The 26892-nt window shown below is 48.0% G+C and carries 27 protein-coding genes and 1 tRNA gene; 9 read left to right on the top strand and 19 right to left on the bottom strand.

Going from position 1 to position 26892, the window contains the following annotated elements; all coding sequences use genetic code 11:
- Window positions 1-4 precede the first annotated feature (4 nt).
- The 5 genes from PKOR_RS06845 to PKOR_RS06825 form a co-directional block, all read right to left on the bottom strand.
- A complete protein-coding gene (locus tag PKOR_RS06845) occupies window positions 5-550 on the bottom strand; it encodes a DUF1573 domain-containing protein (protein WP_046309899.1) in 546 nt (181 codons plus the stop codon).
- A 16-nt stretch (window positions 551-566) separates the two neighbouring features.
- Window positions 567-1565, bottom strand: a complete 999-nt coding sequence (locus tag PKOR_RS06840) for an isocitrate/isopropylmalate dehydrogenase family protein (RefSeq protein ID WP_046309897.1) — start codon at window positions 1563-1565, stop codon at window positions 567-569.
- A 2-nt stretch (window positions 1566-1567) separates the two neighbouring features.
- Window positions 1568-1873, bottom strand: coding sequence for a YtxH domain-containing protein (locus tag PKOR_RS06835; protein WP_046309895.1), 306 nt, complete (start codon window positions 1871-1873; stop codon window positions 1568-1570).
- An 86-nt stretch (window positions 1874-1959) separates the two neighbouring features.
- Window positions 1960-3132 (bottom strand): transcription antitermination factor NusB, encoded by a 1173-nt coding sequence (gene nusB, locus PKOR_RS06830; protein WP_046309893.1) that lies wholly within the window; start codon window positions 3130-3132, stop codon window positions 1960-1962.
- Window positions 3133-3328: 196 nt separating this feature from the next.
- Window positions 3329-4429 carry a Glu/Leu/Phe/Val family dehydrogenase gene (locus tag PKOR_RS06825; protein WP_046309891.1) on the bottom strand — a complete coding sequence of 367 codons (1101 nt, stop codon included), beginning with the start codon at window positions 4427-4429 and terminating at the stop codon, window positions 3329-3331.
- A 153-nt stretch (window positions 4430-4582) separates the two neighbouring features.
- Between PKOR_RS06825 and PKOR_RS06820 the strand changes: the two genes are divergently transcribed.
- Together PKOR_RS06820 and PKOR_RS06815 are read left to right on the top strand one after the other, a co-directional pair.
- Window positions 4583-6367: an ABC transporter ATP-binding protein gene (locus tag PKOR_RS06820; protein ID WP_046309889.1), complete on the top strand. Its 1785-nt coding sequence runs from the start codon at window positions 4583-4585 to the stop codon at window positions 6365-6367.
- Window positions 6368-6514: 147 nt separating this feature from the next.
- Complete coding sequence (locus tag PKOR_RS06815; protein WP_046309888.1) at window positions 6515-6925, top strand: hypothetical protein; 411 nt, start codon at window positions 6515-6517, stop codon at window positions 6923-6925.
- Between the two features lie 12 nt (window positions 6926-6937).
- Here the strand turns inward: PKOR_RS06815 and PKOR_RS06810 are convergent, their stop codons facing one another.
- From PKOR_RS06810 to PKOR_RS06790, 5 genes are all read right to left on the bottom strand, one after another.
- Window positions 6938-7549, bottom strand: coding sequence for a TetR/AcrR family transcriptional regulator (locus tag PKOR_RS06810; protein WP_046309887.1), 612 nt, complete (start codon window positions 7547-7549; stop codon window positions 6938-6940).
- Window positions 7550-7642: 93 nt separating this feature from the next.
- Entirely contained in the window at window positions 7643-8161 is a 519-nt protein-coding gene (locus PKOR_RS06805; RefSeq protein WP_046309886.1) for a GyrI-like domain-containing protein, read from the bottom strand.
- Window positions 8158-9927: an ABC transporter ATP-binding protein gene (locus PKOR_RS06800; protein WP_046309885.1), complete on the bottom strand. Its 1770-nt coding sequence runs from the start codon at window positions 9925-9927 to the stop codon at window positions 8158-8160. The genes PKOR_RS06805 and PKOR_RS06800 overlap by 4 nt, the downstream gene beginning before the upstream one ends.
- Before the next feature lie 214 nt (window positions 9928-10141).
- Complete coding sequence (truA, locus tag PKOR_RS06795; RefSeq protein WP_046314187.1) at window positions 10142-10903, bottom strand: tRNA pseudouridine(38-40) synthase TruA; 762 nt, start codon at window positions 10901-10903, stop codon at window positions 10142-10144.
- Between the two features lie 74 nt (window positions 10904-10977).
- Window positions 10978-11535, bottom strand: a complete 558-nt coding sequence (locus PKOR_RS06790) for a GAF domain-containing protein (RefSeq protein ID WP_235337302.1) — start codon at window positions 11533-11535, stop codon at window positions 10978-10980.
- A gap of 583 nt (window positions 11536-12118) precedes the next feature.
- On the opposite strand from PKOR_RS06790, the gene PKOR_RS06785 reads away from it, so the two are divergent.
- Window positions 12119-12619, top strand: a complete 501-nt coding sequence (locus PKOR_RS06785; protein ID WP_046309884.1) for a DUF4293 domain-containing protein — start codon at window positions 12119-12121, stop codon at window positions 12617-12619.
- 583 nt (window positions 12620-13202) lie between these two features.
- Here the strand turns inward: PKOR_RS06785 and PKOR_RS06775 are convergent.
- The 3 genes from PKOR_RS06775 to PKOR_RS06765 all read right to left on the bottom strand — a co-directional run bounded on the left by PKOR_RS06775 (window position 13203) and on the right by PKOR_RS06765 (window position 16086).
- Window positions 13203-13937: a proline and serine-rich protein 1 family protein gene (locus tag PKOR_RS06775; protein ID WP_046309882.1), complete on the bottom strand. Its 735-nt coding sequence runs from the start codon at window positions 13935-13937 to the stop codon at window positions 13203-13205.
- Between the two features lie 249 nt (window positions 13938-14186).
- On the bottom strand, window positions 14187-14573 hold the full coding sequence (locus PKOR_RS06770) for a hypothetical protein (RefSeq protein WP_046309881.1): 387 nt from the start codon (window positions 14571-14573) through the stop codon (window positions 14187-14189).
- Between the two features lie 343 nt (window positions 14574-14916).
- Window positions 14917-16086 (bottom strand): AIR synthase related protein, encoded by a 1170-nt coding sequence (locus tag PKOR_RS06765; protein ID WP_046309880.1) that lies wholly within the window; start codon window positions 16084-16086, stop codon window positions 14917-14919.
- Between the two features lie 254 nt (window positions 16087-16340).
- Between PKOR_RS06765 and PKOR_RS06760 the strand changes: the two genes are divergently transcribed.
- The gene (locus PKOR_RS06760) at window positions 16341-16892 is read left to right on the top strand and encodes a porin family protein (protein WP_148561644.1); all 552 of its coding nucleotides are present in this window, start codon (window positions 16341-16343) and stop codon (window positions 16890-16892) included.
- A 133-nt stretch (window positions 16893-17025) separates the two neighbouring features.
- Here PKOR_RS06760 and PKOR_RS06755 read toward each other — a convergent pair whose 3' ends face one another.
- The 4 genes from PKOR_RS06755 to PKOR_RS06740 all read right to left on the bottom strand — a co-directional run bounded on the left by PKOR_RS06755 (window position 17026) and on the right by PKOR_RS06740 (window position 21895).
- Window positions 17026-18966: a CHU_0125 family OmpA-like outer membrane integrity protein gene (locus tag PKOR_RS06755; RefSeq protein WP_235337300.1), complete on the bottom strand. Its 1941-nt coding sequence runs from the start codon at window positions 18964-18966 to the stop codon at window positions 17026-17028.
- A 41-nt stretch (window positions 18967-19007) separates the two neighbouring features.
- Window positions 19008-19490, bottom strand: a complete 483-nt coding sequence (locus tag PKOR_RS06750) for a hypothetical protein (protein ID WP_046309879.1) — start codon at window positions 19488-19490, stop codon at window positions 19008-19010.
- Between the two features lie 112 nt (window positions 19491-19602).
- Window positions 19603-20421, bottom strand: coding sequence for a (Fe-S)-binding protein (locus tag PKOR_RS06745; protein WP_046309878.1), 819 nt, complete (start codon window positions 20419-20421; stop codon window positions 19603-19605).
- A gap of 100 nt (window positions 20422-20521) precedes the next feature.
- Entirely contained in the window at window positions 20522-21895 is a 1374-nt protein-coding gene (locus PKOR_RS06740; RefSeq protein WP_046309877.1) for a (Fe-S)-binding protein, read from the bottom strand.
- A 169-nt stretch (window positions 21896-22064) separates the two neighbouring features.
- Between PKOR_RS06740 and PKOR_RS06735 the strand changes: the two genes are divergently transcribed.
- Both PKOR_RS06735 and PKOR_RS06725 read left to right on the top strand, forming a co-directional pair.
- Window positions 22065-22137: transfer RNA gene (locus PKOR_RS06735), tRNA-Phe, on the top strand.
- 278 nt (window positions 22138-22415) lie between these two features.
- The gene (locus PKOR_RS06725) at window positions 22416-22922 is read left to right on the top strand and encodes a TlpA family protein disulfide reductase (protein WP_052738748.1); all 507 of its coding nucleotides are present in this window, start codon (window positions 22416-22418) and stop codon (window positions 22920-22922) included.
- On the opposite strand, the gene PKOR_RS06720 is transcribed toward PKOR_RS06725, so the two are convergent.
- Window positions 22919-24022, bottom strand: coding sequence for a tetratricopeptide repeat protein (locus PKOR_RS06720; RefSeq protein WP_046309875.1), 1104 nt, complete (start codon window positions 24020-24022; stop codon window positions 22919-22921). The two genes, PKOR_RS06725 and PKOR_RS06720, sit on opposite strands and share 4 nt — an antisense overlap.
- Before the next feature lie 159 nt (window positions 24023-24181).
- On the opposite strand from PKOR_RS06720, the gene PKOR_RS06715 reads away from it, so the two are divergent.
- From PKOR_RS06715 to PKOR_RS06705, 3 genes are read left to right on the top strand one after another with little or no spacing between them, the layout of a single operon-like run.
- Entirely contained in the window at window positions 24182-24565 is a 384-nt protein-coding gene (locus PKOR_RS06715; protein WP_046309874.1) for a phage holin family protein, read from the top strand.
- Window positions 24562-25185 carry a hypothetical protein gene (locus tag PKOR_RS06710; RefSeq protein ID WP_046309873.1) on the top strand — a complete coding sequence of 208 codons (624 nt, stop codon included), beginning with the start codon at window positions 24562-24564 and terminating at the stop codon, window positions 25183-25185. Before PKOR_RS06715 ends, PKOR_RS06710 begins: the two co-directional genes overlap by 4 nt.
- On the top strand, window positions 25175-25939 hold the full coding sequence (locus PKOR_RS06705; protein WP_046309872.1) for a phosphoglycerol geranylgeranyltransferase: 765 nt from the start codon (window positions 25175-25177) through the stop codon (window positions 25937-25939). Before PKOR_RS06710 ends, PKOR_RS06705 begins: the two co-directional genes overlap by 11 nt.
- On the opposite strand, the gene PKOR_RS06700 is transcribed toward PKOR_RS06705, so the two are convergent.
- Window positions 25922-26848, bottom strand: coding sequence for an AraC family transcriptional regulator (locus tag PKOR_RS06700; RefSeq protein WP_046309871.1), 927 nt, complete (start codon window positions 26846-26848; stop codon window positions 25922-25924). The two genes, PKOR_RS06705 and PKOR_RS06700, sit on opposite strands and share 18 nt — an antisense overlap.
- Window positions 26849-26892: the final 44 nt, after the last annotated feature.

Below are 26892 nucleotides of genomic sequence, written 5' to 3'. Positions count from 1 at the left end.
TAAACTAGTTACGACGAACCGGACCGTCAGAACCAGCTGTTGGAATGCTGCTGCCTTCCACGTTACCCTTCAAGGCTACACGCACAATGTTAGGCTCAGTGTTGGCACGAATGGTAACAGTTGGCTGCTGCTGCCCGATTTTGCCTGTGCTGTTAAACTTAACCTGCACAAAGCCTTTTTCGCCTGGCGCTACAGGTTTACGAGTCCAGTCAGGTGCAGTACAACCGCATGTTGCTGTAGCACTCTCGATCACCAGCGGTGTGCTGCCAGTGTTAGTAAACTCGAAAGTATGCTCTACCGTTTCACCCTGCTTAATAGAGCCGAAGTCATACTCGGTCTGCTGGAAAGTCATCACCGGAGTGTTCTCAGAAGTAGCAGCTTCGCCTTCTGCAGCAGTTGCTACCACATTCGGGTTTTCGATTGGCTGCACAGGCGCTTCTGCAGCTGTAGTGTTTTCAGCTACTGTATCGTTGCCTGTGTTGTTGTTATCGCAGCTAGTAGTAAACATAGTTACTGCCAGGCCTGCTACCAGAAACAGGTTCTTTTTCATAATAACTTACTAAATTTTAAAGTTTTGCAATGATGTTCTGCGCGAACTCCATTGTGCTTGCCTTACCACCAAGGTCGCCGGTGCACTCTTCTTTGTTAGCCAGTGTGGCCTCCAAAGCAGTCTCAATACGGTTCGCCTCGTCTTTCAGGTCGATGTGGTGCAGCATCATAATGGCAGAACGCAGCAACGCTGTAGGGTTAGCAATTCCCTTGCCAGCAATATCAGGGGCTGAGCCGTGTACAGCCTCAAAGATAGCCATCTCATCGCCTATGTTGGCACCAGCTACCACACCAAGGCCACCTACCAGGCCAGCGCACAGGTCAGACAGGATATCACCAAAAAGGTTTGTGGTTACAATAACATCGAACTGCTCTGGCTTTGCTACCAGCTGCATACACATGTTATCAATGATTTTGTCGTCTGCCTGGATGTGTGGATACTCCTTTGCAATCTCGTTGAACACGCCCAGGAATAAAGCACCGGCACTTTTCAGGATGTTTGCCTTGTGTACAGCCGTTACTTTTTTGCAGTTGTGCTTGTTGGCATACTCAAAGGCAGCACGGATAATCTTCTGGCAACCTACGCGTGTCAGGCGGGCTACAGAGTCAGAGATCTGCAGGCGCTCGTCAAACATCTCCAGACCGGAGTATAGTCCTTCTGTGTTCTCGCGGAACAGCACAGAGTTCACGTTGTCGAAGCGTGTCTCGATGCCTTTGGTAGTCTTAGCAGGCCTTACGTTTGAGTAGAGGTCAAACTTCTGGCGAAGCTGCACATTTATACTTTTAAAGCCTTTGCCCACAGGAGTGGTGATAGGGCCTTTCAATGCTACTCTGTTTTTCAGAAGAGAAGCAATCAGCGTTTCTGGAATAAGTTCGCCGATAGTATCAAAAGTGGTTTGCCCGGCATTTTCTTCTTCCCAGCTAACCGGAACGTTTGCTGCACTAAATATTGCTTTAACAGCTTCTGTGATCTCAGGGCCTATCCCGTCGCCGGGAATCAGGGTTACTTGTTTCATGCTTACAGTTCTTTCCTGCTATTTATTTCGTTTATTAGTGAATCCACGTCGCCAAGAAGCTTCTCAGCTTTTTCTTTTGCGTCCTGTATCACACGCTGCCCTTCAGACTTCGCAGTGGTAGGCAGGCTATCGCCTTTAGCAACAAGCTGCTCCAACAGGTCTGAAAGAGTATCTCTGTATTTCTCCAATCGGTAGCTTAACCAGTAACGTGTCTCCCGTCCTTTTTCTGGGGCGAAAAGTATACCGGCAACAGCTCCTACAGCGGCTCCGGATACAAAAGACAGTAACGCATTTGTCTTTTTACTCATAGTTCCTATATGCTTATTATTCTCGGGTACAATTTTTCCTCTTCTACGGAGAAACCGATGCAAAGGCCGTTGTGGTTGGGGTAAGCTTATTTGTTGTCTATCAAACCACGGCCCGACTTACGGATTTCTCCTTTGGCTGCCAATTCCTGTGCCATTTTGTCCAGCACACCATTAATAAACTGCTTACTCTTAGGGGTGCTGTAGAGCTTTGAGATTTCGATGTATTCGTTGATGGTTACCTTTACCGGTATGCTGCGGAAGATGTGCATTTCGCACAGAGCCATCTTTAGTATGATCTTATCAAGCAGAGCAACACGCTCTACATCCCAGTTTTTCACGCTGCTCGCGATCATGGATTCATACTTATCGTCCTGCTCTAGCGTCTGGAAGTATAAATCTTCAAAGAAAGCTCTATCGTCTTCCCAGTTTGCCGACAGGTCCAGCAGCGGCTTATCTTCCTCGGCCTCCTCGCCAAAAATCTTGACGGTTTTGTTTACTAGGCTTCTTACAATCGATTTGTTCTCTACCCAGTTCAGGTCTTGCTCCTCAAACAAAGATTGTAAGTTTTTTTCTTTAAAGATAATGTTTTTGAAAATATGTTTGACCACCTCAACGTCCTCCTCCAGGGTGTGCTCTGGCTGGGCAACGTAACTCAGGAAGGTCTCGTCTTTCTTCAGAATGTTCTTATAAACAGCGCGAATTTCGCTGATGTCCGATCCCCAGCTAATGTTGCGGCGGATAATGCTTTCCTGGTATGACTTGCTTTGCAGCAGGCGCTGTACCACTTTGTTGCGCAAAAAGGCCGTAGTATCAGGACCTTCGGCTGCGGTGAAGCGGCTAGCTTTCTTCTCCTCTTCTTCCTCTATCAGGCTTACGATTACCTCCAGTATCTGCAGAGTACCCAGGTAGTGGTCGTAGATACGCTCTACAGCGTTAAGCATTTGGTTGCCGTAGAACTTCAGGTCTTTTTTAACGGCGTTATTGTAGAAAGCAATTGCTCTGTTCACCGCATCAATGGCATCCTTATCGGCGCCTTCTGCATCGTACTCCTGCTTCTCGTGCCATTCTTTAAACATAAGGCTGGCCATCTGCTTTTTTCCTTCTAGCAGCTTTCTGTCCTGCACCTCCATAGAGTTAAGGTTCGGCGCAAAGTCCTCACTTATCTGGTCTAGGGCCAGCAGGTAGTCTGAACCTACGGCTTGCTGATAGGCATAGATAGCCTGCATCGCCTTAATTCGTAGTGTTCTGCGGTTGAGCATAATTATTATTGTAAAGAACGTGTGTTGGGTAAAATTTTATTCTGAGGCTCTAGAGCCGGGTAAAGTATATTTTGCCTACTGTTTGTAAAGCGGATCAGACAGGCTATAGTTCCGCTGTGTTACCGTGTAAAGCAAAAGTGCCACAGGTTAATGCAGCACTTTTAACTTTAACGGATTCTATAACATTGCTGTTAGCTTAGTAAGTTGAGCGAACTCGGCCAATGCTTTCGATACGCTTCTTAGCCATTTTCACGGCAGCAGCCTGGTTGTGGATACCTTCTTTCTCAGCAAGCTCGAAAATATCCAGCGTGTAGCCGTAAATACGCTCTGTCTGCGCATAAGCGCTCTCGCGGTTATAGCCAATCAGCTCAGAGTAAACGTTGATCAAACCACCAGCATTGATAAGGAAGTCAGGAGCGTAAACGATGCCTTTCTCTATCAGAGCAGGGCCATGCACATGCTCATCACGCAGCTGGTTGTTAGCTGAACCTGCAATAACCTGGCACTTCAGGCGGCTCAGTGAATTATCGTTGATGGTACCCCCCAATGCACATGGAGCATAGATATCCACGTCAAGATCATAGATCTCGTCCATGCCAACCACCTTTGCGCCATATTTGTTTGATACTTCACGCAAACGGTCTTCATAAATATCAGTGATGAAGATTTCAGCGTTCTCTTTAGCAAGCAGCTCTACCAGGTAACCACCTACGTGGCCAACCCCTTGAACAGAGATTTTCTTGCCTTCCAGTGAGTCAGAGCCGAACGCTTTTTTTGCAGCAGCCTTCATACCCATATAGGTACCATAAGCTGTTACCGGAGAAGGATCTCCGCCACCGCCCATAGACTCAGGCAGACCAGACACGTGCTCCGTTTCCATACGAATGAACTCCATGTCTTTTGTAGTCATGCCTACGTCTTCTGCAGTAATGTAAGCACCATTCAGGTTCTTCACAAAACGGCCGAATCTGCGAAGCAAAGCCTCATTTTTATCTTTTTTGGCGTCACCGATGATAACCGCCTTACCACCACCCAGGTTCAAACCAGAGATAGCAGCCTTGTAGGTCATGCCTCTAGACAGACGCAGCACATCGTCCAAGGCCTCCGCCTCAGATGCGTACGCCCACATGCGGGTACCGCCCAGCGCCGGGCCAAGCACTGTATTGTGGATGCCGATGATGGCTTTCAATCCAGTTTCTTTGTCGTGGCAGAAAACAACTTTCTCGTGATTGTGTTCTGATATCTGATCAAAGACTGATTTGTCTTTTTTTACTTCAACTTCTTTTAATTCCACCATTGATAGTTTTGATTAGGGGTTGTTCTATCTTTGTGAAGAGGGAGGCACCAATGACCCTTCCCGTTTCGCGCTGCAAAAGTAATTCTTTTTTCTTTTATTTCAATTTGTACGCGCTATCTCTACGTAAAAGCGCAAAGGCTTCAAGTTCTGACAGTGAAATCGTTACGATATCTAAATAAATACCTTCTCAAGTACAAGTACAGGCTCCTGCTGGGACTCCTGTTTACTATTATTTCCAACTTTTTCCAGATTCTGCCAGCCCAGGTTGTTCGCTATGCCTTTAACCTGATTAAAGAGGGCATAAACCTGCATGGTTTATTTAAAGGCATGGCGCAGCAGGAACTGGTGTACGATGTGTTCGCCAGGAGTATACTGGTGTACGGCGTAATCATCCTGCTAATGGCGCTATTGCGAGGCGTGTTCCTGTTCTTCGTGCGCCAGACCATCATTGTAATGAGCCGCCTGATAGAGAATGACCTCAAGAATGAGATCTATGAGCACTACCAGAGCCTGCCGCTGAGCTTTTACCGCAAGAACAACACGGGCGACTTGATGGCCCGCATCTCTGAAGACGTGAGCCGTGTACGCATGTACTTAGGGCCAGCTATTATGTATGGCATAAACTTGGTGATCCTTTTCCTGATGGTAATCCCTTACATGCTGTCGGTAAACGTTAAGCTGACCATGTATACCCTGATTCCGCTGCCTATACTTGCCATCAGCATTTACTATGTAAACAACATTATCCAGCGCAAATCCGACGAGATCCAACGCAGCCTCTCAGGCATTAACACGTTTGTGCAGGAAGCCTTCTCCGGAATTAGAGTAATTAAGTCGTTTGTGCGAGAGGATGATTCGCACAGCAAGTTTAACACGGCCAGCAACACCTATAAGGACAAATCGCTGGAGCTGAACTTCGTAAACTCGCTGTTTTTCCCACTGGTGCTGTTCCTGGTAGGTCTGAGCACGATTATAACAGTTTATATTGGTGGACAGGAGGTAATCAACGGAAGCATCACCACGGGTAATATCGCCGAATTTATCATCTACGTGAACATGCTTACCTGGCCTGTTACCTCTTTGGGTTGGACGGCCAGCTTGGTGCAGCGTGCTGCCGCCTCGCAGGAGCGCATTAACGAGTTCCTGAACACTAAAAACGATATTGTTTCCCGTGAAAACATCAGCAAGGACATAGTAGGCGACATCCGCTTCGAAAATGTTGACTTTATTTACCCAGACACAGGCATACATGCGCTGAAGGGGGTATCATTTAATATTAACCACGGCGAAACCTTGGCTGTGATCGGCAATACCGGCTCGGGCAAGAGCACTATTGCAAACCTACTGCCGCGCATGTACGACGCCACCAGCGGCCGTATTTTGATAGATGGGGTAGATGTGCGCGATTACAACCTCGATACTCTACGCAGTCAGATAGGCTATGTGCCGCAGGATGTGTTCCTGTTCTCTGACTCTATCCGCAATAATATCGGCTTTGGTTTGCCAAGTATAACCGAAGAGCAAATGGAGCAGGCTGCCAAAGATGCCGATGTCTATGAGAACATTGCTCGCTTCCCGGAAGGATTTAACACGAAGCTGGGCGAGCGCGGCATTACTCTCTCAGGCGGGCAAAAGCAACGGGTATCCATTGCAAGGGCACTGGTACGGGAGCCAAGTATACTTATCCTGGACGACTCGCTCTCAGCTGTAGATACTAAAACAGAAAATGCCATTCTGAACAGCCTGCGTCGTATCATGCAAAACCGCACCAGCATCATTATTTCGCATAGAGTGTCGTCGGTAAAACTGGCTGACCGTATTTTGGTACTGGATGATGGAGTGATCGTGCAGCACGGCACGCACGATGAGCTGATAAACCAGGAAGGCCTGTACAAACAGCTATACGAGCGGCAGCTGCAGCAGGAAGACTCCGAGTAAGCCTGCCAACTTTTATAGGTCGTTGGCCATTTCTGAGGCTATATAGGCCTACCAAAAGTAGGTTGTGGGATTTTTTTAGTTCGTAATCTGTTATGCTTACGTATAGCAAATTTACTAATACCTAAAAACCCACTAAACTCCCTGTGTATGGCTATCGACTTACAGCAAATCGGCAAAAGGTTCAGGTTCTACACTAACCTGAAAGAACTGGAAATGGAAGACCTGAAATCCATAACCGGAGCGGACGAAACAACCCTTAACCACATTATAAATGGCTGCAACATTGTGCTAGATGAGCTTGTGGCTATTGTAAAAAACTTCGAGGATCTGAACCCACAGTGGCTTATTTACGGCGAAGGCAGTATGTTTAAGCCAATGGATGAAGACGGACATTGCCAGGACGGAAATAAAGGCTGCCTGAAGAAAGATAAGGCTGCTTACCTGCAGCAGATGAAAAACATGCTGATTGAGCTCGATGCCGCTGAAGTGGCCAAAGGACACAAACCAGATATAGACGCGCTGAAAGCGAAGCTAGACCAACTGAAGGCGACACAGTAATGTGTCGCTTTTTTATGCTCTTACTGCGATGCCGTTAAGTATGAGATTGATGGTGTATAACACGTCCCGCTCAATTTTCTCAAAGTCGATAGAGGGGAGCTTGTGGAAATCAGCCCGCTGAAACTCCTCGAACTGGATCAGGTCTTTTACCACCATCATAGAGTAGCCTACACGCTCAGCCTCACAAGGTATGAACATGCCTTTGGCTATCCCTTCTTTTATCACTGTGGCGTAGTAGTTAGCCTCTTTCCCCCGCGATTCCCGGAACAGCTCCTGAAACATAGTACGTGTTTCAATCAGCACTTTTATAGAGATAGTATGCTCTGAAACGATCTCCTGGTAATAGCGCAGCGAGGATTGGATATAGAGCAGCAGGCGCTTATGCGGGTTATGTTCATGCTCTGCCAGTTGCTTTATGTACGAAAGGCGGGCTTTCCATTCCTGCGAGAAGGCCTCTATGTAGAGCAGCTCTTTGCTTTTGTAGTAGTAATACAGCGAGGGCTTTTTCATGCCAATGGCCGCAGCAATGTCGTCGAGGGTGGCTTTACTGTAGCCCAACCTGCCAAACACATTCTTTGCTGCTTCTAAAATCAGCTCTTTTTTAGCCTCTGCTTTCTTGCCCAAAATAGTAAACTGTGGTTATGGGGTTTGTGTGCCATTCTGCGACCTGCCCATCTCCCAAAGATATAGTATAAATCTATACTTGCAAGCAGGTCTTTATTGCTTCACCGGCACCTCCAGCACACCTCGGTCTTCCGCCGGGAACCACTCCACGTAGAACTCTTCCAGCTTCAACTTCTCCTCCTTCGCATAGTCGAACGCGGCGGCATACAGCTTTCGCGGCAGCAGTGCCATGTTAGCATTGGCCTCGGCACGCACGACTTTACGGCCTCCAGGTATTGTGCGCAGCTCATACCCCTCCGGCAGCTGAGCAGCTGAGTCCGGTATAATAACGCCAATAAAGGCACGGATGCTGTCGCCGGCCTTCTCGGGGTCGTTATAGTAGATGTTACTCAAGGTACCGCTCAGGCCACCGCTCTTTAGCACTTCAGCAGATGTCTTAAAAGCATTTTGCAGTTTCTCATCCTTCACAGAACCCTCAAACGGAACACCAGCCACATACATGGTCTCAGAGGTAGTAACGCTTACATCAGGAGCAGCAAACCCACCCAAGTAGGTATAAAGCACCAGCAGGATAGTGGCAAAGCCTGCCATTACGTAGAATAGCTTTTTCATAAATCGATCATGTTCTTGTACTGCATCTGGTAGAGCTGGGCGTAATAGCCGTTTTTCTCTAACAGCTCCTCGTGGTTGCCCATCTCTTTCAGCTCGCCGCGATCCAGCACAATAATTTTATCCGCCTTCTGGATAGTGCTGAGGCGGTGTGCGATAACAATAGAAGTACGCCCATGCATCAGCTGGTCTATGGCGTACTGTATCAGTTCTTCAGTTTCAGAGTCTACACTAGAGGTGGCTTCATCCAGAATAATGATCTCTGGGTTGTATACCATAGCCCTCACAAAGGAAATCAGCTGGCGCTGGCCCACAGAAAGGGTTGCTCCGCGCTCCATTACCTGGTAATGCAGTCCGCCTGGCAAACGCTCTATAAACTTGCGTGCCCCCACCAGGTCGGCAGCGTGCCACATCTGCTCTTCTGTAATGGCTTTGTTACCCAAGCTGATGTTATCGGCTATTGTTCCGGAGAAAAGAAACACATCCTGAAGCACCACGCCAATATGGTGGCGCAGCACGCTCAGGTCATACTCCTGCAGGTCGTGTCCATCTACTATAATATGGCCTTTGTTTATGTCGTAAAAGCGGTTGAGTAGGTTGATAACTGAGGTTTTACCGGCGCCTGTAGCACCTACAAAAGCCACTGATTCACCAGCTTTAACATCAAAAGAAATATCGCGCAGCACCCAGTCCTCATCCTTATAGGCAAACCACACGTTCTCGAAGCGTACATTGCCTTTTATTTTCTCCGGAGCATAGTTACCGTTGTCCGAGATCATTTCCTTGCTATCGAGCAGGCGCATGAGGCGCTCGGTGCTCACCACACCTAACTGAAGTGTATTGAAGCGGTCTGCAATCATACGGATAGGCCGGAAGAACATCTGAATATACATGATGAAGGCCATCAGTGTACCCAAGGTGATGTCATCTTCTATCACTCCATAAGCCCCATACCAAACCAACAGACCTAAGCCTGCAGCACCAATAATTTCTGCTATCGGGAAGTATACTGAATAGTACAGCACAGAGCGAATGTTGGCACGGGTGTGCTCCTTGTTGATCTCACGGAACTTCTCCATCTCGCGCTTTTCATTCGTGAAGATCTGCACAATGCTCATCCCGGTAATATGCTCCTGCACAAAGGAGTTAAGCCGGGCTACCGCCGTGCGCACCTCCTGGAAAGTCGTCTTGATCTTCTCTTTAAAGATATAGGTACTGATTACCATAAGCGGGAATGTAGAGAGGCTCACCAGAGCTAGTTCCCAGTCGATGTAGAACATGAAGCCTAAGATAAACACTAGCTGCAGGACATCACCGATCATAGCCGCCAAACCCTCGCTAAATACATCCGACAATGTCTCCACGTCGGACACGTTGCGGGTAACGAGCGTGCCGATAGGCGTACGGTCGAAGAACTTGAGGCGCAGGTCCAGTATGTGCCGGTAGAGCTTTACGCGGATGTCGCGCACCACATGCTGCCCCAGCCAACCGGCAAAGTAAGTGTGCAGGTACTGCACAATGGCATGAACCACCAGGAGCACACCCAGAATCACGAACATGCGGTTCAGGCCCTCCCAATCATTGTTCAGTATCTCGTGGTCAACAGTGTACTGAATCAGGAAGGGACGCACAGCTGCCAGTACGGCCGAGGCGAAAGTCAGGACAATGATAAAGTAAAACGTCTTGACATAGGGCTTTACAAATGTGAAAAGCCGCTTCAGCACGTCTGAGTCGAAAACTTTACCAGAATGTTTAGGTGTATCTTCCAAAAGGATATATCAGCTTTAAGTGGCAAAAGTAAAACGCTTCTTCGCACAGTTTCTTCTGTACGTGCGCCTAGTCTTAACCGATTGTAAAGTTAATGGTTTTGGCACAGGATTTTTAGTTACCAGCAGTAATGGCTATTGCAAAGCTGGTTTATACTTTCTGCGGCTATTTGCACGAGAACCTATGCCTTACAGCCTTCTCCAGGTTGGGCTTAACTTACCTTTGCTCCTTATTTTCTATAAAAAGCTCAGGCGGGTACTCTACTTTTGCCAGGTACAACCCTTCTGAGGGAGCAGCTCCGCTAGACCGTTTCCTGTCCTGGCTTGCCACTATCTGTTCAAACTCCTGCACCGTCAGCTTACCGCGGCCTACATCTACCAGCGTACCCACTACGAGGCGCACCATGCCTCGTAGAAATCTGTTTGCACGAATGGTGAACATCAGCTCCTCTCCCTCCTGCTGCCAAACAGCCTCATACATATTGCAACGGTAGTGCTTAGTATCACCCTTCACCTTACTAAAAGTGGTAAAGTCCTCATAGTTCAAGAGTATAGCAGCGGCCTCGTTCATTTTCTCCATATCCAGAGGGCGGCTATGATACCAGGCATGATAGCGCTTAAATGGATTCTTGCGCAGCGTGATATAATAGTGATAGGTACGGGCAAAGGCGTCATAACGAGCGTGTGCGTCATCCTGTACCCCATATAGATTGACAACTGAAATATCGTCTGGCAGGATACGGTTGAGGCGATATACGGTGTGTTGCGGATCCAGCTGCTGCGTAGAGTTGAAATGCACAAATTGCTGGCTGGCGTGCACCCCCGTATCCGTGCGGCCGCTGCCTGTGGTATTTATAGGCTCACGAAGCACTTTCTTTAAGCAGTCCTCCAGCACCTCCTGCACCGAAAGTGCATTTGGCTGTACCTGCCAGCCGTGGAAGCGTGTTCCATCGTAAGCTATCTCTAAAAAATACCGCATACAGCAAAGGTAAAAATAAAAACCCGCACGCACAGTGTGCATACGGGCTCTAAGCTTATTAAGAGAAAGGCGACCTAGTCCGCCGAACCTTCATTGTTCACTTTGCGCCTCAGATAGCGCAACTCTATTTCATCCATTACAATGGAAGCCAGGTTGGCCAATGTTTTCTGGTCGCTTTCGGTAAACTCGCGCGGCTCCTTATCTACAAGGCAGAAAGTACCAATGTTTAGACCATCTGACGTAACAAGCGGTGCGCCTGCATAAAATCTCAGGCCAAAGTTACCAGTAACAAGAGGGTTAGCTAGCAGGCATGGCTCTGTTACAGCATCCTGAAAAATAGTAGGCTCCTCGTTTAAGACAGCCAAAGAGCAAAGGCTTTCACCACGAGGTACACTCTTGATGCTCCCCATACCTATGTTAGCCTTAAACCACACACGATCAGCATCTACTAAAGATACCAAAGCGATAGGCACCTTGAACATATGGGTAGCCATAGCGGCTATGTGGTTGAATGCACCTTCCTCCGGTGTATCCAGTATTTCGTATTCTTTTAACTTATTTAATCTCTCATCTTCATTATCAGGAATTAAGTTAACTCCGATAAATGTATTTTCGATTTTTCTCTCCGTCACCTTCGTCTTTTATATTTTGCAAAGGTAGCTACTGTCTACCCTGCATCAAATTAAAAATACTTTCAAAGCCTTTTTGGTTCAATAATGCGTCCACACTTTTATAATACCTCCTTACCCTGTGTTTTACCAGACAGGGCAGAATCAAAGTTTTATACGTCCCAAATTATACTTTTCCTGTTTCCAGAATAGCATAGAAAAGTTCCTTCTAAAAAACAGAAGAGGCCATCAAACCATAGACTTACAAGAAGTTACACCTTCCCATAGCTTACCACAACAGCCTGCTTTACACCTACGCACATGGTAGCAAGCCATACGCCCACATTGCAGGTATCCTCACCGGTATGGTTAGCTGCACCCTTCACCACATATCTATCTGCTTTGAGTCCAGATCGGGGTTCCGAGCTATGATATTCTTCATCACCAGTGCCACCATATCGTCGGCCTGAACAGAACTGAGGGAGCCGCCGAACTTGCTAACAGGGGTTTAGAGTACACCAACTATATAAGCAGTGTGCATCTTAATTTTAGTTTTACAGGTCTTTGTCTAATTTTGCAACTCTTTGCAAGTTAATTTTACCACTGTATGATACAAAGAATTCAAACCGTATTTCTGGCCCTGCTGGCCATTGCCATGATCGCTATGCTGTTTCTGCCGCTGTGGTCTAAGACTGACCCTGCTACCGGCGAAACCGTGGTGTTAACAGCCTGGAATCTTAAGTCTTACTTCCTAAATGAGCAGGGAGAGCCGAGCTCGGCTGGCACTATTCCGCAACAAGGCACAATTGCCATTGGCATGCTGGCTATAGCCGCTGCAGTTATTGCCGTGTACGAGATATTTCAGTACAAGAGCCGCCTGAACCAGATGAAACTAGGCCTGCTGAATACACTGCTTATTGTAGCAACGTTGGGTGCCTTATTATACTATGCCTACTTTGTGGGTAGCGATTTGGTACAGGCAGATGAAAAAGGCTCCTACGAGGCTGGTTTCTACCTGCCCCTGCTAGCGCTTGTACTCAACTCCCTGGCTAATCGCTTTATCAAGCGCGATGAGGATCTGGTAAGATCTGTAGACAGGTTGAGATAAACTGCAGGAAAGCATAAAAAAGGCGGGTGTTGTCTTGGCAGCACCCGCCTTTTTTGTTCAAATTAGGACTATTCGGCCATATTTTAGATTTACTTCTATCAGTACTTTCATAGTCACCGCTTCTTCAGATTGACACAAGCTACACTTATTAGCTACTGTTCATCTCTAGCTTTGATGCCCTCCTGCGCCAGAGCGCTGCCGCATGCGCGGCACCGGATCTCACAAGGCGCTCAACCCAATGACTGGGATCAGATTTAACAGCCGCCGCCTTTGCTAACTCCCCCTTTGAATGGGGTATAGGGGGATGTTTATCGTTCCCGAAAGTTCCCCTCCTTGGAGGGCTTAGGGTGGGTTCACTAGAATAGCCTTTCTATGGGATTTATACTTAAGCCAAAGCAGCTACAGATTCCACTACTTAGCCAAGTCATCGACCCCGAACTTGTTTCGAGAGAGGGGCACGGGTGGTCGGACCCGGCGCTGCAAATCTTTACTGGATTTGGTAAGATAAAAAAGAGCTGCGCAAGTATAACCCACACTGCTCTCAGCTTTTCTCACTAAACTTTAAACTCTCTAACTCCTCAGCTTACCTTCTTCGTCTCGAAAACTCCTCCAGCTCCCGCACACTACTATCAAACCTAAAGAGGTCGTAGATATAGTAGAAGTGCTCTCGGTCGCAGAGAGAATCGTAGGCGTACTTGGCGAACTCTACGCGGGTACTTTCATGGTCGAACTGCAGTAGCAGGCGCTTCAGATCATCGGCCATAATACTGCCACCTCGCAGGGCGTCGCGTGCTATACTTAATTTGGTGCTTTCAAAATCACGGCTGCGGATGGCCTCTATGGCGTGATCCAGTTCACGGGCGGATAGCAGTTTACGGCAATCGCCGTAGTAATTATCCCGGTAACGGTCATCGTAATTATCATCTTCGCGGTCATAATCCGGGTAACGGGGCAATGGAGGTGTTGGCACTACAACTATCGGCCTCAGCGGCACCTCGCTCAGGAGCTTGAGGTAGGCCTTGCCGCTCCGGCCCATGGTGCGCACGCCATAGTTTGCCTCCACCCCGTGTGGCACAAACACCTTCTGCCCCATTTTATACAGGCCGTGACGGCTCTTAACACGTAATTCGATATAATGCTCACCCGGCCGCACGTCGTTCAGGCGCACGTAATTGGTAAAGGAGCGGTTAACGATGCGCCCATTCACCCTAACCTGGAAGTGCTCGCCGCGCTCTGCAGTGAAAGTAAGAATAGAGGGTTGTGCCCACACCGGCAGTGCCAGCAGTACAAGCAGGAACGGTAGTAAAAACTTTCTCATGGTAAGTATAGGTTTTCGCTTATACTTGCTTAAAGCCAATTATTGTGCCAGTTTGGTTTTAGCTGCTTATTTACTTCTCTCGCTTTAGGTCGAGGTTGTAGTTTGGACCGACTCCTTTTCCTCCTTATCCAAGCGATACTGTTGGATGCTGCCGCTCAAAACTATAACTGAATACATCCCCTTCTGCATAAGCACTTCATCTATCACTAAATCTGTACTGTAAAGTGACACCAGCAGATGCAACTGCAGTTACACTGGTAGCAGCTCACTATATAAATCTTTTCTCATAGCTGAACCACCATTAAGGCTTTCAGTAGCTTGTGCTTTTATGTGTCTAACTATAGGCGTAAAGAAAGCATATCCATAAAACTGCAGCCGTTTATTGATTTTAAATGGAGTGTATTTGAAGGTAAGAGGAATCGCTACTGCTTGAAGTCGCTGATAGCTTTCTTTCATGTATATGCTATCAAGGGCAACATGCCGTGAGATGCCAGCCGTAGATGCTTCATTCATGCCATACCCTAAGCCAATCTGTACACTAGCTCGACTACTAAGATTGTTAGTGTAATGCAGGTACAGAAAAGGGACATCAAATGCTTCTTGATATTTTGTGCTTCCAACTGCATTATAAGGCATTAGACGCAGCCCTACGCCAATGGTAGAATTACTATTGCGCCACAACAGCGAACGAGGAAAGCAGCAGCTAAAGGGTGAGGAAGTTTGTTTTCATTTGAGGTATGGTGAGAGGAACATAAATGCATAGTTCTTATAAACATATATATGTTAAAGCATAATTTCTCTCCCTTTTGCCACATCGGCTTTAGCAGAATTACCATCTCGCTATACTTAAAAAATGCCATCATAGCCTCAAAAGCACTTTTTCAATGGCATTTCCTCAGTCTTTTGTAACATCAGCCCCAGAAAAAAAACGCCACAGGTGCTGTACCTGTGGCGCTTGCAAAGTATAAAAAAGTTTAGTTTAGCCTTCGTAGTAGAACTCGCCGTAAGGGCTGCGGATGGTGAGCTCATTGGTCTTGCTTTTCTTCACGCGGCCAATAACCTGCGCCTCTACGCCAAAGCTCTTCGAAATATCAATTAAATCCTGCGCATGCTCCTCCGGCAGGTAAATCTCCAAGCGGTGGCCCATGTTAAACACCTTATACATCTCCTTCCAATCGGTATGGCTTTGCTCCTGAATAATGCGGAACAGCGGCGGCACCGGCAGCAGATTATCCTTTATAATGTGTACCTTCTCAGTGAAATGCAGCACTTTAGTCTGGGCACCACCAGAGCAGTGTACCATGCCGTGTATGTTTTGGCGGTGCTGCTTCAGAATCTCCATTACAATAGGTGCATAGGTACGTGTTGGCGAAAGCACTAGCTTGCCTACCTCTATGCCTGTCTCAGGGTCGATATCGGTAAGGCGCATGTTGCCAGAGTATACCAGGTCCACGGGCAGCTCAGGATCGTAGCTCTCCGGATAAGAGGCTGCCAGGTACTTATGAAACACATCGTGGCGGGCCGAGGTAAGGCCGTTGCTGCCCATGCCGCCATTATACTCTATCTCGTACTTGGCCTGCCCATAAGAGGCAAAACCAACTATTACGTCGCCGGGCTGTATGGTATGGTTCGAAATAACCTCATCGCGGCGCATGCGGGCTGTTACAGTGCTGTCTACGATGATGGTGCGCACCAAGTCGCCTACATCAGCTGTTTCGCCGCCGGTGCTGTAAATACCCACGCCATTGTCGCGCAGCATCTGAAGCACCTCCTCAGTACCGTTGATGATCGCTGCAATCACCTCACCAGGGATCAGGTTCTTATTTCTGCCGATGGTAGAAGAAAGCAGTATCTTATCAGTGGCACCCACGCATAGCAGGTCGTCGGTGTTCATCACCACGGCATCTTGGGCAATGCCCTTCCACACGCTCAGGTCGCCTGTCTCCTTCCAGTACATGTAAGCCAACGAAGATTTGGTACCAGCTCCGTCGGCGTGCATAATGGCACAGTAATCCTCATCCCCCGTCAGGACATCAGGGATGATCTTGCAGAAAGCTTTTGGGAAAAGTCCTTTATCGATGTTTTTGATGGCGTTGTGCACATCCTCCTTGGAGGCGGATACGCCGCGACGCAAATATCTGTTTTCCATAGTTTCAGGATGATTTGCCTACAAATTTAATAAAGGGAATGGCATTAGCGACAGCAGGAGCCATTTATTCCTCCATTTAACCTCAACCTTATACATCACTGCTGCCTCTTAAGGCTGTAACCTGAAAATGTTTTCCTGCTAACCGGCAGGTTGCAAGGGCACCTCTATTTCACTTTTCCAGCATGCAACCCTGCAACCATTTCATTTATAAGCGGGTCAGTTAAATATAAGTATCACTAAATCCTAATATAGCTATGATAAACAAACTTCTGCTCCCAATAATGGGAGCCCTCTCCCTTTTTGCCCTACCAGCAATAGCTCAGGACACCCCCACTTCCAAACCGAACGCCATAGCCCCTTATAAAACAGCTATCGGATACAGGGCATCTGTAGGCGGACCAACTGGCATACAGCATGAACTGCGTATAAAACGTTTTGTGAAGCCTGAAGCAGCTCTTGAGCTCCAGGTAGGGCGCTGGGGGCACAGGGAATCTTACCAAGCCTCACTGCATTACCTGTGGCAGCCCCAATTGCTAACATCAAGTCGCCTTAGGCCCTATGCAGGGGTAGGCATTGGAGCGGTAGGCACAACGCGCGGCTGGTATTATGAAAAGCAGCCGTTAAAGGTTGGGGCTATTCTGCTGGCTTCCGTTGGAGTTGAGTACGCTTTCCAGAAGATACCACTTGCTGTCTCCCTGGACTATCGCCACGCTGTACTGGGCGTCAACACAGACAGCTATAGTTTCCGGGGCTTCTCTTACATGAACACGCTTGGCTTGGGCTTAAAGTATACCATTGGCAAGTAAGTTCAGCAACTGCTTTGGGTAAAGTATACACTTGCACTAACTCTACTACAGTTATCAACCATGTACAAATAAAAGAGCCGCACAAGTGTAATACCTGTGCGGCCTTTTTATTTATTGTATAGCGCTACACTGATTACTCTTGTATACGTACCACTTTAAATTCGGTGCGACGGTTACGCTGATGCTCTGCCTCTATTTTGGCATTTTTTACTACCAATCGGCTCTCACCGTAGCCTCTGGCAGTAATTCGCGAGCGATCTATACCTTTTGATATGATGTACTCTACAGCAGACTCAGCACGGCGCTGCGACAGGTCCTGGTTATAGCTGTCGGAGCCACGGGCATCTGTGTGAGAACTTAATTCAATTGAAATTCCCGGGTTATCCTCAAGTATCTGCACCAGCTTATTAAGTTCTCTGGCTGCATCCGGGCGAATGTTTGCTTTGTCGAAGTCGTAGAAGATATTTTCCAGCACAATTGCTTTCTCTTTCACAATCTCGTTCAGCACCAGTGTAGCCGTCAGGCGCACCTCGTTTATTGGGTCCTTCAGCTCGCTTTGGGCTGGCATTTTGCCCTCAGTAGTGATACGCTGGCGGGCAGTAAAGAAGTTAGGCTTCTCTGCCACCACAGAATAGGTAGAGGCCGAATCGAGCGGGAAAGAGAACTTACCCTCGGCATCGGTACTGGTCATGGCTATTTGTTTGCCAGCCTCGTCCTGAAGTACTACCGTGTTGTTTGGTACCGCAGTGCGTTGGCGGGCTCCCTCACGCAGTTGGTATAGGGTACCATCCACAAAGAAGTTCACCAGCTTACGGTCGCTTCTTACAAAGCGGTACAGATCGTCGCCTCCCTTGCCGCCCTCACGGTTAGATGAGAAGAAGCCATACTGCTCGTTCACGAAATACATCCCGAAGTCATCACCCGGCGAGTTTACCGGTGCTCCTAAGTTTACAGGCTTGCCATTCTCAATACGGAACAGGTCGAGGTTACCAAGACCTGGCAAGCCATCGGAAGCAATGTATACGGTGCCATCAGGGCCTACCGAAACAAAGCTCTCGTTACTGGATGTGTTGATGTCTGGCCCAAGGTTTTCAGGAGCAGAAAAGCGACCATTGTCGTCTAATGTAGACTTATAGATGTCTGTACCTCCCAAGCCTCCTTTGCGGCTGGAAGAGAAATACAAGGTCTTACCATCTGGCGTGAAGGCAGGAGAAGAATCCCAGGCCTCAGGGTCGTTTATACTTAGTAGCTTTGGTTCTGTCCAGCCATTGGCGCGGCGGTTCGAAACAAACAGGTCCACGTTTTGGCGGCCTTTCTTGGTGCCTTCGTTACCACGGGCAAACACCATGGTTGCTCCGTCGTTGGTGAAGGTTGCCAGCGCCTCGTGCAGTTCCTCATTATTGATGCCTTCATACTTATGTACAGCGCCTCCCATCTCGGCAGCGGAATCGGTAAGGGTAGTTGAGTACACATCTAAAAAGCCCTCGCCATTTCCCAGGTACTCTTTGCCTGGTCCGCGTGTAGAAGAGAAGATCAGTTCGTTATTAAGCACATAAGGAGCAAACTCAGAGCCTTCGGTGTTTAGGGCCTCCAGGTTCTGTACCTTAAAGCGCTCTCCCATACCCAGAATCTCGTTCAGCTGCTGCAGGTTATCCAGTTCGCGCACTGCCATAGAGCGCAACTGCGGGCTTGTAGCCACCTGCACATACTCGCTCATGCGGCGCAGCGCCTCCTCATACTTACCATTCGCCTTCAGGGACAACGGGTAATAATAGTAGGCATCCTCCTTACGGAAATTAGCGTCCAGAGCAGCTTTGTAGTATGGCTCTGCCTGTGCCAGGCGGTTAGACCGGCGGTAGGCCTCCGCTATCTTATAGTTTACTTCACCTGCGTTGCCGGCTTTACCTAATGCCTGCTTGTAAAACTCTATCGCGCGCTCGTACTCTTCCTGCCCAAATCGCTTGTCGCCTTTGCTTAAGTATTGGCTGGCACCGCAGCCGCTAAGCAGCAACAATAGCAGAAACATAAAACCGATTTGTTGCAGTTGTTTCGCCAGAGGCTTTAGTCGTAGCATGTTGTGCATGAACAAGTGTGGTTAAGTTAGCCGGATCAGGATCAGAAATATCGGGAGAGCCAACTGCTGCCTGCTGACCGTGGCCATGCCTGCTGCAGCTCTCCGTAATTGTTTATAAGCGTATCAAAGTATAAAGTGTCTCTGTTTATTTCGCCGGCTGCCACTTTGCTTTTCAGCTCTGGCATACTAACCAGCCTTACCTCCCCTTCATTCAGGAAAGCCAGTTGTGTGCGGTCCATAAAGGATAGCTTATACTGCTGCTCTAGCTCCCGCACAAACCTTACCGACGCATCTATAGAGCATCCACTGGCAGCTCCAGCTTCTTCATTGTTGGCCAGCACCAGGAATCGGCCATGCAGCAGCTCCGCCGAGGACTGCAATCCTTTTCCGTGGCTACTCCACTCAGTAGCAAAACGTTCCAGAGCCGGCTTTATTTCAGTCTGTTCTACCTCTGTCAGGGGTCTGCTGGCTTGGTAAATCCAGACGCGCGCCTGTGGGGGCAGTTGGTCAAACGGAATATACATATTGATAGTTGGTTGATGACTGTTAAATTGTTGAGTAGCCTAAGCATAGGCGAACCGTCGAAAGTTATCCTTTCAACCAAACAGCCTCCAAACAGTTTAACAGTTTAATAAATTACTTACTCAGCCCTTCTGCCTGCGCGATAAGTTCGGCAATATCGAAGACTTTTACGCTTTCCTCCTGCTCCTTGTTCTTTACGCCGTCGTTCATCATTACCATGCAAAACGGGCAGGCAGTGGCTATAACACCCTTACCCGAACCTAATGTAGCCAAGGCCTCCTCAGTTCTTTCTATGTTGATGTCTTTTTTACCTGGCTCAGGCTCTTTAAACATCTGGGCACCACCAGCACCACAGCACAGGCCGTTGGCACGGCTTCGTTTCATTTCTACCAGGTCGGCATCCAGGGCAGCCAACACCTCGCGTGGCGCCTCATAAATATCGTTAGCGCGGCCCAGGTAGCAGGAGTCATGGAAAGTAACGCGTTTTCCTTTGAAGGCTTCACCTCCTTGTACACGTACTTTTCCATCGTTAATCAGCTGCTGCAGAAACGTAGAGTGGTGTATCACCTCATAGTTACCGCCAAGGTCTGGGTACTCGTTTTTGATGGTGTTGAAACAGTGAGGGCAAGCTGTTACAATCTTCTTTACATTGTAGGCATTCATTACCTCAATGTTAGTGATTGCCTGCATCTGGAACAGGAACTCATTGCCAGCACGCTTGGCAGGGTCTCCGGTGCAGCTTTCCTCTGTACCCAGCACAGCATACTTTACACCAACATGCTCCAGTATCTGCACAAAGGCACGGGTTACTCTCTTATAACGGTCGTCAAAAGCACCAGCACAGCCAACCCAGAACAAAATCTCTGGCTCTTCTCCATTTGCAGCCATCTCGGCCATGGTAGGTACTTTTACTAATCTTTTATTCTCTTCCATCTGATTATTTGAAAGGATACAAGACGCAGGATGTAAGACACAAGACTTTCAATAAGCCCTCGTTCTTGCTCACACGGTCTTGCTTCTTTATATTTTGTGTCTAATTTTTACTTGGTACATACAGGTCTTCGGCCCAGTTGAAACGATCTGCTGGAGAGAAGGCCCATGGGGCACCGTTATTCTCAATATTCGTGAACATAGCGTTCAGAGACGATGGCGCAGCAGATTCCTCCAGCACCAGGAAGCGGCGCAGATCCATGATGGTAGACAGCTGATCAATATTTACTGGGCAAGCTTCTACGCAGGCGTTGCAAGTAGTGCAGGCCCACAACTCTTCTGGAGTTATGTAACCGCGCAGCAGGGTTTTCTCATCGGTTGTCTCTACCCGCTCCTCGCCTAGCTCTTTGTAGTGGTTCGGTGCAAATATCGCCGGGTGCTCCCCTTTTTCCTCCATGCGGTCTCGGGTATCCATCACAATCTTACGCGGCGACAGCAGCTTGCCAGTTACGTTAGCCGGGCAAACAGCAGTACAGCGCCCGCACTCGGTACAAGTATAAGAATCCATCAGCTGCTTCCAGGTCAGGTCTTCCACGTCTTTGGCACCAAAGCGCTGGATTACCGGGTTGCCTTCGGCGTCCACCTCAGGCGCAGGTGGCTGGTAACTTGGGTCCAGCATCGCCTTTATCTCATGCGTGATGGCCGGATTAGTAGTGAATTTACCTTTTGGCAGCAGCTTAGAGTAATACACATTCGGGAAGGCCATGATAATGTGGAAGTGCTTGGAACTAGGCAGGTAGTTCATGAAAGCCAGTATACCCAAGATATGGAACCACCAACCAACTTTGGCTATTGTGTAAAGCTGTTCCGGATCGTTACCGAAGATATCAACAAAAAAACGGCTAATCGGGTAAGCACCTACCACTTCTTCGCCAGCTAGCTGTACTCGCTTCAAATCGGCTATGTTAAACACGAACAGCGCCAACATCAGCACGATTTCAGTGATCAGAATAATATTAGCATCCAGCTTTGGCCAGGCACGTAACTCAGGACCTTTCCATAGCCGAGGCACTTTAGTCACATTGCGTCTCCACAGGAAGATAGCGCAGGAGACAATAACCAGAGCGGCCAGTATTTCATTTATTGCCATCAACCCGCTGTACAAAGGGCCAACAAAGCCAAGCACACGGTGTGTGCCGAAAATACCGTCGATCAGAATTTCCAGCACCTCAATATTAATCACGATAAAACCAACATACACGAACAGGTGCAGCACAGCCGGCAGCATACGCTTAAACATTTTCTGCTGCCCAAAAGCCACTAACAGGGTTTTGTTAATGCGTTCCGATGGATTATCTGTTAGCTCCACGTCGCGGCCCATCAGCACGTTTTTGCGGATTTTGCGGATTTGCCATACAAACAATCCGATGCCAACGGCAGCCACAATCAAAAAGATAATATTCTCAATTCCTATCACGGCAAATTATTCGTTATACATACTAATTTATAGATAAAGATAGCAGGATCTTAAGAAAGATGTACGCCTGCGCACTTTTTTAAAATATTTTTCTGCAGAAAGTTTGCACCTTAAAAGTTAGTTACTACTTTTGCATACCCTTACGGAACAAAGGGACACAACAAGAGCTGGTGATGTAGCTCAGTTGGTAGAGCAAAGGACTGAAAATCCTTGTGTCGGTGGTTCGATTCCACTCATCACCACGAAACCCTTGTCAGAAATGGCAAGGGTTTTTTGCTTTTATACCCTCGGCTTTCCTATACTTTAATTCTGGCCCTGCAGTTGTACAAAGGGACTTAAGCTGTGGCTTTTGTCCTTATTTCTTTACCTTAGCCCATAAGCACTCATACTCTTTCATTGCCATGAGAAATAAAATGTATTGGAGCGCCATTTTTGCGGGCATGTCTGCAGGCATAGGAACCGTGCTCCTACTCTCGCTTATCTATCTCTTATTCATCCAGAAGGTGCAAATTTAAGGCTCATGACCAGAAGAAGAACGTTTTGGACAGCCTATGCGGTGGGGTTTGCAGTGGCTGCTGTTATAGCCATATTCGCCGTCTCTATGCTTAATAAACTGGTGCCACCACAGGTAAACTGGCAAGTATTACAGCTGACAACGCTGGATGGAGAATCGGTAAGCCTGAATGAATACAGAGGCAAACCGCTACTGGTAAATGTATGGGCTACCTGGTGCAAGCCCTGCCTAGCAGAAATGCCAGCCATAAACGAGCTACAGCAAAACTACCCAGATGAGATTTCTATTGTAACAGTGTCGGATGAGGATACAGGGAAACTGCTTAAGTTCAGAGAGCGGCACCCCTACACCTTTACTTACCTTCGCGCCACAACACCACTGGCAGAGCAATCGCTCACGGTATTCCCTACTACTTACCTGCTCGACGGCCAAGGCAACGTAGAAGCAATTTACATAGGCGCCCAGAGCTGGAGCAGCACCAACTTTATAGAGAAGATCCTGTCATTGAACTAGGGCTGGCATTTTGCGCGCAGTTCCAGCAGGGCAGCGCTGTAGCCAAGTTCGTACGCCTTTGAGAAATGCACACAAGCCGAGTCCTCCTGCTGTCGCTCCAGTTCAGTACGAGCCAATAGGTAATAGAGGCGGCCATTTTCTTTGTCCGCAATTAACCCGGCGCGGTAATCTTGTTCCGACTGCTCCAACTGTCCCCGCTTATAATAAGCAAATCCCCTAAAGGTAAGTGCATCCACCTGGTCTGGCCCCGGGTTACTGCTTCGAAGAAAGGTAGTAAGGTCGGTGATAGAAGCCTCGTAATCCTGCAGGTAGAAAAGCCGCACTTCGCCCCGCTTCAGGTATGCTTTCCACAGCTTTTGATTCAGCTCCAGCGCCTTGGTAAGATCTTCCTCTGCCTGCCTATACTTTGCCAGCTGCTGCAAGCTGCGCCCACGCATATAGTACACCTGTGCTGACGGCTGTTCCTGCAGTGCAATGGTCTTGTTCAGGTCCTGTAACGCGGAGTTATAGTTCTCGTAAACATCCAGCTCTATCATGGCCCGTGCCTCATAAGCGGCAGCCTTGTCTGGCTTAAAATGTATGGCGTCAGTCAGCAGGCGGTGCGCACTGCTGTATTTACCATCTGCTATATAGGTCAAGGCTGTTTTATATTTATCTTCGCCAGCAATGTGGTCCATCACGGTCTTAAGCAGCAGGCTGAAGAGAATAAGACCACCCGCAAAAGCCATTGTTATGTACCAGTCTTTGCGCGAGAAGCTACTGCTCTTTGACTGACGCTTCTTATAGTGCCGCTCCGACACACCGGCAGGCTCACGGGTAGTATAATGCCTGTCTTCGTAGCGGCGTGGCTGGTGGTGCATAACGGCACGATGGTGCTGCTCGCGCTGGTACTGCAGGCGAAGATCGTAGAGGGCCCGCTTGCTCGGGTTAGACAGGATCTGGTAAGCGGCATTCACCTGTTTAAACATCTCCTCAGCAAGCTCATTGCCGGGGTTTTTATCCGGGTGGTACTTAATAGCTAGCCGCTTATATGCTGCCTTTACCTCCTGCGCTGAGGCCGTTTGGCTTATACCTAATACATGATAGTGGCTGTGATTCAAGCAGGTATCAATCTTAAAAGAAGATCAGTCTTAAATTTAACTAAACCTATACAATTAACCTCAAATTCCGTACTACAGTTTTAACAAGTTATACTTTACGTAAATTTTTTAGTCTACCCTCGTATACAGAAAAAGTATTAAAAAAAGCAGAAAAGAAACATGGCTCTAGAACAAGATAACGGAACCCGCGAACGCAATCCCCACCTCATGGAGAACCTGATGGGGTACATTGATACCCGCATAGACATTATACGTCTGGAGATACAGGAAAAGCTGAAGGCTGCCTTTGTGGGCACCATACACGGCATTTTGCTAGGGGTTATTGCCTTCATGGTTCTCATCTTTGTTAATATTTTTCTGGGCCTGCTGCTTAACCACCTCCTCGATAGCTCCTTCTGGGGCTTTGGCATTGTGGCGCTCTTCTACATTATACTTTTAGTGATACTTGTAGTAGGACTGGACAAGAAAGTGTTCCAGGGTGTGGCTGATAGGGCATTTGACAACACCATTTATAAATCAGACAAACGAGAGAAACATATATGAGCGAAATTAGCAACCCATTATTTGACAACGAGCGCGAGTTCTTAGAGCGGCAGAAGGAGGAGTATAAAAGAGCTCTGATGGGCGATGTTGATCAGATCAAGTCGCAGGGGCAGGAAATTAGCAAGAAAGTGGCTATAGCAGGCGGCGTACTATTTGCCGGCTGGCTGTTAAAGCGTGCGTTCTCCGGTGGGAGTAAAAAAAAAGCGAAGACCGGCAAAAAAGGCAAGAGCGATAAAAAGCTTAAAAGCGAACCGCACGGTACTTTTGTAGCTGCCGCCTACCCGGCTCGTTCTTCCACCCCATATATCGACTACGACTCCTACGTGCATGAGCAGGAGGACAGCTATACTTTGTCGTCGGAGCAAATGCCCCATGCTGAACCTACCGAAGCGTCAAAAAAAAAGGCTAAGGGATTCCTAAGCTCAGATGTAGGCAAAGCAATCCAACAACAGGTGTTAGTGCTGGCACTGGCATACGCTGCCAAAAAGCTGGAAGAATACTTACAGAGTGTCTCTGAAAATAACGATATTGCGGCTAGGCCTACTGCAGCTGAGCCTGTAGTGGAGGTCACCGAGATAGAGACAACCGAGTATATCGTTCCGGAGAAGGATGCCATTTAAGAACAACCGCCCAAATACACCATCAAAAACAGGCAGGAAGCACTTTGCCGTGCTGCTCGACCCCGACAACCTAACAGAGGCTTCCTGCCTGAACCTTATCGCTCTTAGCGAAACTCATCCTGTAGATTTCTTCTTTGTTGGCGGCAGCCTTGTCACTTCACAAAACCAAAGCGACATCATTTACCTGCTGAAGAAGCACACTAACATACCTGTTATACTTTTTCCAAGCAGTAGCCAGCACATCGATGCCAAAGCCGATGGTATACTCTTGCTCTCACTTATTTCTGGTCGCAACCCTGATTTCCTGATTGGGCAGCACGTTATTTCTGCGCCTGCACTTAAAGCCAGTCAGCTACAAGTATATCCTACCGGTTATATGTTGATTGACACTGGTCGCCAGACAACAGCATCGTACATGAGCGGTACCACACCTATCCCTTACGACAAGCCTGCTATTGCCGCCTGCACTGCCATGGCCGGCGAGTTGCTGGGCCTGCAGTATATTTACATGGACGGTGGCAGCGGTGCTTTGAAACCTGTTTCGGCAGAGATGATTGCTGCAGTGCGCGAGGCTGTGGAGCTGCCACTTATAGTGGGTGGAGGCATAAGCTCCACTGAGAAAGCCGCTGCAGCCCTGGAGGCCGGAGCCGATGTGATTGTGGTAGGTAACCACATAGAAAAAAACCCCGGCTTTTTGGCCGAGGTCTCTTCTCTTATTGCTTCGTATAACCTAACCTTAGATGTTCATCGCTGATTCACGGCGACGCATCTTACCGGCAGGTATACCAAACATCATCTTAAAGCGACGGCAGAAGTAAGCAGTGTCTTTGTAACCAACTTCTTTACCAATCTCGCGGATGCTCTTCTTGGTAGTGCGTAGCAGGAACACCGCACGCTCCATACGCTGGTACTCAATGTAATCCTGAGGGTTGATCCCAGTCAGCATCTTGAAGTACTGACCTACATAGTCCTCAGACACATTAGCCACGTTAGAAAGCACCTTGTTAGACAGATCGCCACCCAAGTTCTCCTTAATGTAGTTGAACAGGTCGATGAGGCGAGGGTCTTTGAAGTATGTGCTGTTTGTAGCCAGCTGCTCCACGAACATTCTGTTCTTCAGGATGTGACGAACAATCTCCACCACAATCTGCTCTGTGTAAAGGCCAATCAAGCGCTCTTTACCAGGTAGCTCCTGCATGTTCTCTTCAACCACTTTGATCACCAGATTGGCAAGCTTTGTGTTGTTAGAGATCAGGAATGCCGGCAGATCCAGCGATGCAAAGAAGTTAACCGAGTCAAATACTTTTGCTTCGAAGCTCACGTAGCTGTGGCTCTCTTCTGCATCACCTATCAGGTCCAGGTCGTTGTTACTTCTGAAGAACTTCTCTCTGTTCGTAATCAGGTCGTCGTTGGTGATAGACTTACCCTCACCAGTTGGGCCATAGGTAACTTTTGTGCTTCGGCCACCAGGAATGAATAGAAGTTCCCCTTCTTCTACCACCTGCTCCTCATCACCAAAAAAGATACTGCCCTTATGTAGCAGGATCAAATTGTTACCTACATCGTAGTAATTGCGCACCGTGAACGGCTGTTGCAACACCAGATTTTTAGCCTTAATGAATCGCACCCCAAGCGATTCAATAATCTTATTGTAATCTTCCATGTGTGTTACCAACTAACTTTTATACTATAAACCCTTTAATTTTG

The sequence above is a fragment of the Pontibacter korlensis genome (genome assembly GCF_000973725.1).
GTDB lineage: Bacteria > Bacteroidota > Bacteroidia > Cytophagales > Hymenobacteraceae > Pontibacter > Pontibacter korlensis.
The sequence above is the reverse complement of the archived record's forward strand: the minus strand, read 5'-3'. Positions and strand labels throughout refer to the sequence as shown.

Bases quoted from the DNA above. Each gene is read 5' to 3' on its own strand.
- PKOR_RS06845 (WP_046309899.1), bottom strand. From the start codon at position 550: ATGAAAAAGAACCTGTTTCTGGTAGCAGGCCTGGCAGTAACTATGTTT.
- PKOR_RS06840 (WP_046309897.1), bottom strand. From the start codon at position 1,565: ATGAAACAAGTAACCCTGATTCCCGGCGACGGGATAGGCCCTGAGATC.
- PKOR_RS06835 (WP_046309895.1), bottom strand. From the start codon at position 1,873: ATGAGTAAAAAGACAAATGCGTTACTGTCTTTTGTATCCGGAGCCGCT.
- nusB (WP_046309893.1), bottom strand. From the start codon at position 3,132: ATGCTCAACCGCAGAACACTACGAATTAAGGCGATGCAGGCTATCTAT.
- PKOR_RS06825 (WP_046309891.1), bottom strand. From the start codon at position 4,429: ATGGTGGAATTAAAAGAAGTTGAAGTAAAAAAAGACAAATCAGTCTTT.
- PKOR_RS06815 (WP_046309888.1), top strand. From the start codon at position 6,515: ATGGCTATCGACTTACAGCAAATCGGCAAAAGGTTCAGGTTCTACACT.
- PKOR_RS06805 (WP_046309886.1), bottom strand. From the start codon at position 8,161: ATGAAAAAGCTATTCTACGTAATGGCAGGCTTTGCCACTATCCTGCTG.
- truA (WP_046314187.1), bottom strand. From the start codon at position 10,903: ATGCGGTATTTTTTAGAGATAGCTTACGATGGAACACGCTTCCACGGC.
- PKOR_RS06785 (WP_046309884.1), top strand. From the start codon at position 12,119: ATGATACAAAGAATTCAAACCGTATTTCTGGCCCTGCTGGCCATTGCC.
- PKOR_RS06775 (WP_046309882.1), bottom strand. From the start codon at position 13,937: ATGAGAAAGTTTTTACTACCGTTCCTGCTTGTACTGCTGGCACTGCCG.
- PKOR_RS06770 (WP_046309881.1), bottom strand. From the start codon at position 14,573: ATGCCTTATAATGCAGTTGGAAGCACAAAATATCAAGAAGCATTTGAT.
- PKOR_RS06765 (WP_046309880.1), bottom strand. From the start codon at position 16,086: ATGGAAAACAGATATTTGCGTCGCGGCGTATCCGCCTCCAAGGAGGAT.
- PKOR_RS06760 (WP_148561644.1), top strand. From the start codon at position 16,341: ATGATAAACAAACTTCTGCTCCCAATAATGGGAGCCCTCTCCCTTTTT.
- PKOR_RS06755 (WP_235337300.1), bottom strand. From the start codon at position 18,966: ATGCTACGACTAAAGCCTCTGGCGAAACAACTGCAACAAATCGGTTTT.
- PKOR_RS06750 (WP_046309879.1), bottom strand. From the start codon at position 19,490: ATGTATATTCCGTTTGACCAACTGCCCCCACAGGCGCGCGTCTGGATT.
- PKOR_RS06745 (WP_046309878.1), bottom strand. From the start codon at position 20,421: ATGGAAGAGAATAAAAGATTAGTAAAAGTACCTACCATGGCCGAGATG.
- PKOR_RS06725 (WP_052738748.1), top strand. From the start codon at position 22,416: ATGACCAGAAGAAGAACGTTTTGGACAGCCTATGCGGTGGGGTTTGCA.
- PKOR_RS06715 (WP_046309874.1), top strand. From the start codon at position 24,182: ATGGCTCTAGAACAAGATAACGGAACCCGCGAACGCAATCCCCACCTC.
- PKOR_RS06710 (WP_046309873.1), top strand. From the start codon at position 24,562: ATGAGCGAAATTAGCAACCCATTATTTGACAACGAGCGCGAGTTCTTA.
- PKOR_RS06705 (WP_046309872.1), top strand. From the start codon at position 25,175: ATGCCATTTAAGAACAACCGCCCAAATACACCATCAAAAACAGGCAGG.
- PKOR_RS06700 (WP_046309871.1), bottom strand. From the start codon at position 26,848: ATGGAAGATTACAATAAGATTATTGAATCGCTTGGGGTGCGATTCATT.